Annotated in this window: 8 protein-coding genes; all 8 read left to right on the plus strand. The window is 65.1% G+C overall.

What is annotated here, in order from left to right:
• Positions 1-5: 5 nt before the first annotated feature.
• From DK871_RS12610 to gspD, 8 genes are read left to right on the plus strand one after another with little or no spacing between them, the layout of a single operon-like run.
• The gene (locus DK871_RS12610) at positions 6-431 is read left to right on the plus strand and encodes a type II secretion system protein (RefSeq protein ID WP_056787120.1); all 426 of its coding nucleotides are present in this window, start codon (positions 6-8) and stop codon (positions 429-431) included.
• Complete coding sequence (locus DK871_RS12615) at positions 428-760, plus strand: type II secretion system protein (protein WP_161905261.1); 333 nt, start codon at positions 428-430, stop codon at positions 758-760. The genes DK871_RS12610 and DK871_RS12615 overlap by 4 nt, the downstream gene beginning before the upstream one ends.
• Positions 757-1,365 (plus strand): prepilin-type N-terminal cleavage/methylation domain-containing protein, encoded by a 609-nt coding sequence (locus DK871_RS12620; protein ID WP_161905262.1) that lies wholly within the window; start codon positions 757-759, stop codon positions 1,363-1,365. Before DK871_RS12615 ends, DK871_RS12620 begins: the two co-directional genes overlap by 4 nt.
• Positions 1,362-2,063 carry a general secretion pathway protein GspK gene (locus DK871_RS12625; protein ID WP_161905263.1) on the plus strand — a complete coding sequence of 234 codons (702 nt, stop codon included), beginning with the start codon at positions 1,362-1,364 and terminating at the stop codon, positions 2,061-2,063. The genes DK871_RS12620 and DK871_RS12625 overlap by 4 nt, the downstream gene beginning before the upstream one ends.
• Positions 2,060-3,052, plus strand: coding sequence for a PilN domain-containing protein (locus tag DK871_RS12630; protein WP_161905264.1), 993 nt, complete (start codon positions 2,060-2,062; stop codon positions 3,050-3,052). Before DK871_RS12625 ends, DK871_RS12630 begins: the two co-directional genes overlap by 4 nt.
• Positions 3,027-3,629: a type II secretion system protein GspM gene (gspM, locus tag DK871_RS12635; RefSeq protein ID WP_032896326.1), complete on the plus strand. Its 603-nt coding sequence runs from the start codon at positions 3,027-3,029 to the stop codon at positions 3,627-3,629. The genes DK871_RS12630 and gspM overlap by 26 nt, the downstream gene beginning before the upstream one ends.
• Positions 3,626-4,126: a general secretion pathway protein GspN gene (locus tag DK871_RS12640; RefSeq protein ID WP_161905265.1), complete on the plus strand. Its 501-nt coding sequence runs from the start codon at positions 3,626-3,628 to the stop codon at positions 4,124-4,126. The genes gspM and DK871_RS12640 overlap by 4 nt, the downstream gene beginning before the upstream one ends.
• A gap of 5 nt (positions 4,127-4,131) precedes the next feature.
• Positions 4,132-6,258, plus strand: a complete 2,127-nt coding sequence (gspD, locus tag DK871_RS12645) for a type II secretion system secretin GspD (RefSeq protein WP_161905270.1) — start codon at positions 4,132-4,134, stop codon at positions 6,256-6,258.
• Positions 6,259-6,431 lie beyond the last annotated feature (173 nt).

Below are 6,431 nucleotides of genomic sequence, written 5' to 3' on the forward strand. Positions count from 1 at the left end.
CGCCCATGGCCCAGCGAGGCTTTACCCTGCTGGAGATGCTGGTGGTCATTGTATTGATCGGCATCGCTGCCGGGTTGTTGGGGCTGGGTGTACGACAAGGGTTGCAGGTGGCCAAGGAGCGGCGGGTGGTCGCGCAGATGGTCGAGGCGTTGCGCGCCACGCGGGCGAGCGCGATCGTCAGCGGCCAGGCGGCGCACACTCAATTCGACCTCCAGGGCCGCACGTTCCAGGCCCCAGGGCGCGCGTCACAGCAGTGGCCGGCGCAGGTGCAGGTGACCTTGCACAGTGCCGAGCAGGCCGGGGCCGCCGTGGTGTTCTATCCCGACGGCAGTTCCACTGGCGGTAACCTGCTGCTGGCCAACGGTAGCCGGCGTTGGCGCATCGACATCGGCTGGCTCACCGGCAGCGTGCAGTCCAAGGCGCTGCCATGAAGCACCAGGCCGGTTTCACCTTGCTGGAAATGCTCGCCGCCCTGACGTTGATGGCGGTGTGCAGCAGCGTGTTGCTGGTCGCCTTCGGCCAGAGCGCGCGCTCCTTGTCCCAGGTGGCCCACAGCGACCGCCTCACCCATGCCGCGCTCACGCTGCTGGACCAGGAAGCCGCCGGCCCGCTGACTGACGGAACCCGCGAAGGCGAACTTGATGGCATCCATTGGCAATTGACCAGTACCCGCCAACGGCCGCACCTGTTTCGTCTTGACCTGAGCGTGCGTGAAGGCGTGCATCAGGCGCACTTCAGCACCTTGAAGGCGCGCCTGTGAAGCGCCGTGAGCAGGGCTTCACGTTGCTGGAAGTGCTCGTGGTGCTCAGCTTGCTGTCGGTGTTGTTGCTGCTGGTGAGCGCAGCGTTGCTGGGAGCCAATCGGGCGGTGGCGAAGGCTCAGGCCTTCACCGCCAGCCTGGATGAAATGCGCGCCGCCCAACAGTTTTTGCGCACCTCGATCAGCGAGGCGCTGCCGTTAAAGCTCACTGACGACGACAGCCAGGCCGAGGGTTTCTTGATCGGTATGCCGGAACGGCTGCAGTTTGTGGCGACCTTGCCCGGCGTATTGGGCGGGGGTATCCAGCGCTTTACCCTGCAACGGGTCGGGCAGGATCTACAGGTGGCTTTTTCGCAGAGGGCATCGCAGGCCAACGCGCAGCGCGATGAGCCGCAGGTGCTTTTGCATAACGTCGAGGCGCTGCAGTTCAGTTATCGCGGTGTCTCGCCACTGGGCCAGCCCACCGACTGGTTGAGCCCGTGGCCCTGGCCCCGGCGCTTGCCCACAGCGGTGCGCATCGACGCCACCGTCAACGGGCCGGTGCCGTGGGTTACTCAGGTGGTTGCGTTGCGCCTGAACCTGTCCAGCGCGAGCAGCGAAGAATGAAGCGCCAACGCGGTGCGGCCCTATTGCTGGTGCTGTGGGTGCTGGCCTTGCTCAGCGTATTGCTGGGTGGCCTGGCCGGGTGGGTGCAACTGCAAAGTCGCCAGGCGTTGTGGCTGCGCCAGCACACCCACACACTGCTGGCCGCCCAGGCCGGTATCGCTCAGGTCATGGCGCAAGGGCAGTGGGTGGCGGACGGGCGTGCTGTTGCGCTGACCTTCGACGACGCCCGCTTGCAGGTCAGTGTGCGCAGTGAGCGCGGCAAGCTGTACCTGGTCAACGCCGCGGCCCAAGACCTCACGCGCCTGGCCCTGGCCTGCGGCGCTACAGCGGCCCAGGCCCAGCAGTTGGCCAAAGCCCTTGAGACTCGCCGCCATCAGGGCCTGGCGCCGTTTCGGGTGCTGGAGGAAGTGCGTCAACTCCCCGGTATGACCCAGGCGCTCTACAGCCAACTGCTGCCGGAAATCACCTTGTGGAGCGACCTCTACCGGCCCGCTCCGGCGTTCGCCAGCCCCTTGATGCGCAAGGCGTTGAACCTGCCGCGCCAGGACGCCGAGGGCGTCGACCCCGGCCAGGTCGTGGAAATCGACAGCCGCGCCGAGCGCCCCGGCGGCTATCAGGCACGCCTGCGACTCACCCTTTTATTGAGCCCAGCGGAGGACAGCGCACAGCCCTATCGGGTGGTGCGGTGGCAAGAATGATTCAACTCGAACCGATTGCCCGCTATTGGCGCGGCAGCCTGCTGCAACAGGGCTGGCGCCTGTGGCTCACGGAGTTACGCGGCTGTGTGCCGAAGTGGCTGGCGTTCCAGGAGCCGCCTGAGCAGGTTCATCACTGGCCGCTGACGGCGCCGGTGGTGCCAGGCAATGCGCGCCAGGTGCTGATGCTTGCCCCCGACGCCGTGTTGCAGCAAAGCGTGCAGCTGCCTCTGGCCGCCGCACGTAACCTCATGGAAGTGGTTGGCTATGAACTGGACCGCTACACCCCGTTTGACGCCGAGCAGCTCTACTTTGTCGCCCGTCAGGAGCGGCGCACACCCAGCCACCTGGAGGTGAGGGTAGTGGCGATCCTGCGCGAGCGCCTGGACCAGATTCTCACCGACTGCGCCGCCCTCGGCCTGTACCCGCACCGCGTGGATGTGGCGGGCTTGGGCATTGATCTGCTGCCCGCGCCGTTACGCCCGCGTTCGCGTCCCGCCGGCAAGCAATTGCAGCGCAGCCTGCCGTGGTTGTGCGGCGCGTTGCTGATCGCGGCGATGCTGTTGTGGCTCAACGACCGCCAGCGGGTACTCGACACCATGCGCGCCATTGTCCAACAGCAAAAAGCCGAGGTCGCCCAGGTGCACGCCCTGCGCCAGCAACTGCTCAATACCCGTGGCGCGGCGCAGTACCTGTCCCAGCGCAAACGGGCGCAACCGCCCCTGGCCGCGCTGCTGAATGACTTGACCCGTTGCCTGCCCGCCGATACCTGGCTCGACCAATTGGACGTCAAGGACGGCGAAGTGAGTTTTTCCGGCCAGAGCGCCAAGGCCAGTGGCTTGATCAGCCGCATCAAAGGCTGCCAGCGCTTGGACAGCGCGCAGTTCGAAGGGGTGATCCAACCCGACTCACGCACCGGCAAAGACCAGTTTGCCTTGCGTGCCCACTTACGCCAGGAGGCCGCCGATGCGCCGACCCCTCACACCCCGTGAACGCCGCGGCGCCGCCTTGTTGACCCTGGCTTTGGTGCTCGGCGCGGCCTATTGGCTGTTGATCGACAGCTGGTTCGCCGGGCCACTGCGGGCCATGGGTGAACAGGCCGAACAGTTGCGTGAACAGCAGCAGCGCTATGCCAGCGTCATACGCCAGGGTGATGCCTTGCGCGAACAGCTGGCGCAAGCACAGCAAGACCCGGCCAGCAGCGCCAGCCTGTTGCCGGGGGACGACCCGGACGTGGTCGCCGCCGACCTGATGCAGCGTCTCGCCGACCTGATCAACAGCCACGCCAACCTCGGCGGCGGCTGCAACCTCACCCAGCGCAAGCCGATCACGCCCGAACAGGACGACAGCGAGCCCTATCGTCAGGTCAAGGTCAGCCTCACGCTCAATTGCGCCATCGAACCGCTGACCGCGATCCTGCACGGGCTGGAATATCAGCCGCCTTTTCTGTTCGTCGATGAGCTGCATATTCGTCGCGACAAACAGGCGCCGGCCAATGGCGGGGCAGGCAAGCTGGCGGTGCAACTGCTGGTGCGCGGCTACCTGCAACCGGCGCGGGTGGCACCATGATCGGCCCCTTGCGTCCTCTGGAATGGGGCTGGCTCGGCGTGGCCGGGCTCTTGGGGCTGTTGATGGCGATGATCCTCAGCAGCATCGGCGATGCCCCGCGGTGGTTACCCGATGCGCCGGTGCATGCGCCGCCCTCGTTCCAGGTGCAGGCTGCTCCCACTCCGGCGTTGCAAGACCTTGCCGGCACCTGGCAAGCGCCGCTGTTCAGCCCGGATCGCCGCCCGGACAGCGAGGTGGGTAAAACCCAGGTGGCGAGCCTGGCCAACCTGACCCTCAGCGGCATCATGATCACCGGCAACCTGCAAATGGCCATGCTCAAGCAAGCCGGTGGCCCAACGCTCACGGTGCGCTTGGGCCAGGCGTTGCCCAACGGCTGGCGCCTGGAACACCTGACCCCGCAATACGCCCGTTTTGCCCTCAACGGGCGCACCCAGACCCTGAGCCTCTACGGTAAGCGGTTACCCCTGATCTCACATCCCCGCGAGTCTCTCCCTTGATCGATATGCGCACTTCGCTGTTTTGTCTGGCTACCGCCGTCTCCCTGGGAGGCTGTGGCTCTATGCCCGCCACCCTCGACCCGGACGACGAGCTGCTGCACGAGGCCCTGCAGGGCACCGGCGCACAACGCCCGCCGCTTCAGACGCCTGTGGCCGAGAGCCCTCCACCTGCCACCCAGGCCCCGCCACAGCGCCAGTTGATTCGCGGCAATCAAGCGTTTGTGCGCCAGCCCAAGGCGCCTGTAAACGTGCCGGAGCAGGGCGGCGACATCGTGTTCAACTTCGCCGGCCAGCCCATCGAGGCCGTGATCAACAGCGTGATGGGCGACCTGCTGCACGAGAACTACAGCATCGCCGAGGGCGTGAAGGGCACTGTCAGCTTCTCCACCTCTAAGCCCGTGGACAAACAGCAAGCGCTGTCGATTCTCGAAACCCTGCTGTCCTGGACCGACAACGCCATGATCAAACAGGGCAACCGCTATGTGATCCTGCCGGCCAACCAGGCAGTGGCGGGCAAGCTGGTGCCGCAGATGCGCGTGGCGCAACCAGCCAATGGCCTCTCGGCACGTCTGTTTTCACTGCGCTATATCTCGGCCACCGAGATGCAGAAGCTGCTCAAACCCTTCGCCCGTGAAAACGCTTTTTTGTTGGTGGACCCGGCGCGCAATGTCCTGAGCCTGGCCGGCACGCCTGAAGAACTGGCCAACTACCAGGACACCATCGACACCTTCGATGTGGACTGGCTCAAGGGCATGTCGGTGGCGGTGTTCGGCCTGCAACGCGCCTCGGTGGCCGAGCTGATGCCCGAGCTGCAAGCCATGTTCGGCGCGGACAGTGGCACACCCCTGGCCGGTATGCTGCGGTTCTTGCCGGTCGAGCGCACCAACTCGGTGGTGGCGATTTCTTCCCAGCCCCAGTACCTCAGCGAAGTGGGCGACTGGATCCGCACCATCGACGAGGGCGGCGGCAACGAGCCGCAGATGTATGTGTACGACGTGCGCAATATGAAGGCCGCTGATCTGGCCAAGTACCTGCGGCAGATCTACGGCAATGGCGCGATCAAGGACGATGCCCCGGCGAAGGTAGCGCCGGGCTTGCGTACCACCACCTTGTCCTCGTCCACCAGTGCCGGTTTACAGGCCAACGCCCCGGTGCCCGCAGCCGAAGAACCTGAAGCCGAGCCTGCCGAAAACCCCCAGGCATCGCCCACCAGCGACCTCGAAGCGGGCACGCGCATCACCGCGCAAAAGAGCAGCAACCAACTGCTGGTGCGCACTCGCCCGGCGCAATGGAAAGAAATCGAAGCAGCGATCAAACGCCTCGACAACCCACCGCTGCAAGTGCAGATCGAGACCCGCATCCTGGAGGTCAAGCTCACCGGCGAACTGGACCTGGGCGTGCAGTGGTACCTGGGCCGCCTAGCCGGTAATTCCACCAGCACCACGGTGGCCAACGCCTCCGGCAGCCAAGGCTCCCTGGGCAGCGGCGGGGCAGGGATGGGGGCGGCGGACTCGTTGTTCTATTCCTTCGTCAGCTCCAACCTGCAAGTGGCCCTGCACGCCCTGGAAACCAACGGCCGCACCCAGGTGCTGTCGGCGCCATCGCTGGTGGTGATGAACAACCAGCCGGCGCAGATCCAGGTGGGGGACAACATTCCCATCAGCCAGACCACCGTCAATACCGGCGACGCCGACACCACCTTGAGCAGTGTCGAATATGTGCAGACGGGGGTGATTCTGGATGTGGTGCCGCGCATCAACCCGGGTGGGCTGGTGTACATGGATATCCAGCAACAGGTCAGTGATGCCCAGAACCCGACGGGGAGCAGTGAGACGCCGGTGAACCCGCGCATCTCCACACGCTCGGTGTCCACCCAGGTAGCGGTTCAGAGTGGCCAGACGGTGTTGCTCGGTGGGTTGATCAAGCAGGACAACGCTGAAAGTGTCAGTGCCGTGCCTTACCTGGGGAAGATTCCGGGGTTGCGTTGGTTGTTTGGCAATACCGGCAAGTCCAAGGACCGCACGGAGCTGATTGTGCTGATTACGCCGAGGGTGATTACCAGCAGCAGCCAGGCGCGGCAGGTGACGGATGATTATCGCCAGCAGATGCAGCTGTTGCGACCGGCTCAATGATCCTGGCTGCACCGAGTACCCATGTGGGAGCTGGCTTGCCTGCGATGACGGCCTGCCAGCCGGCACTTCCCTACCTGACACCCCACAATCCAACTGTGGGAGCGGGCTTGCTCGCGAAGGCGGCCTGACAGTCAACACAGTTGGATTGTGTACATATCCATTCCTGCGGTAAC

Origin of the sequence: Pseudomonas sp. L13 (assembly GCF_009935965.1) — a bacterium.
In the GTDB taxonomy this organism is placed as follows: Bacteria; Pseudomonadota; Gammaproteobacteria; order Pseudomonadales; family Pseudomonadaceae; genus Aquipseudomonas; species Aquipseudomonas lactis.

Excerpts from the sequence above, each read along its gene's own strand:
- DK871_RS12610 (WP_056787120.1), top strand. The coding sequence starts at position 6 with ATGGCCCAGCGAGGCTTTACCCTGCTGGAGATGCTGGTGGTCATTGTA.
- DK871_RS12625 (WP_161905263.1), top strand. The coding sequence starts at position 1,362 with ATGAAGCGCCAACGCGGTGCGGCCCTATTGCTGGTGCTGTGGGTGCTG.
- gspM (WP_032896326.1), top strand. The coding sequence starts at position 3,027 with ATGCGCCGACCCCTCACACCCCGTGAACGCCGCGGCGCCGCCTTGTTG.
- DK871_RS12640 (WP_161905265.1), top strand. The coding sequence starts at position 3,626 with ATGATCGGCCCCTTGCGTCCTCTGGAATGGGGCTGGCTCGGCGTGGCC.
- DK871_RS12615 (WP_161905261.1), top strand. The coding sequence starts at position 428 with ATGAAGCACCAGGCCGGTTTCACCTTGCTGGAAATGCTCGCCGCCCTG.
- gspD (WP_161905270.1), top strand. The coding sequence starts at position 4,132 with ATGCGCACTTCGCTGTTTTGTCTGGCTACCGCCGTCTCCCTGGGAGGC.
- DK871_RS12630 (WP_161905264.1), top strand. The coding sequence starts at position 2,060 with ATGATTCAACTCGAACCGATTGCCCGCTATTGGCGCGGCAGCCTGCTG.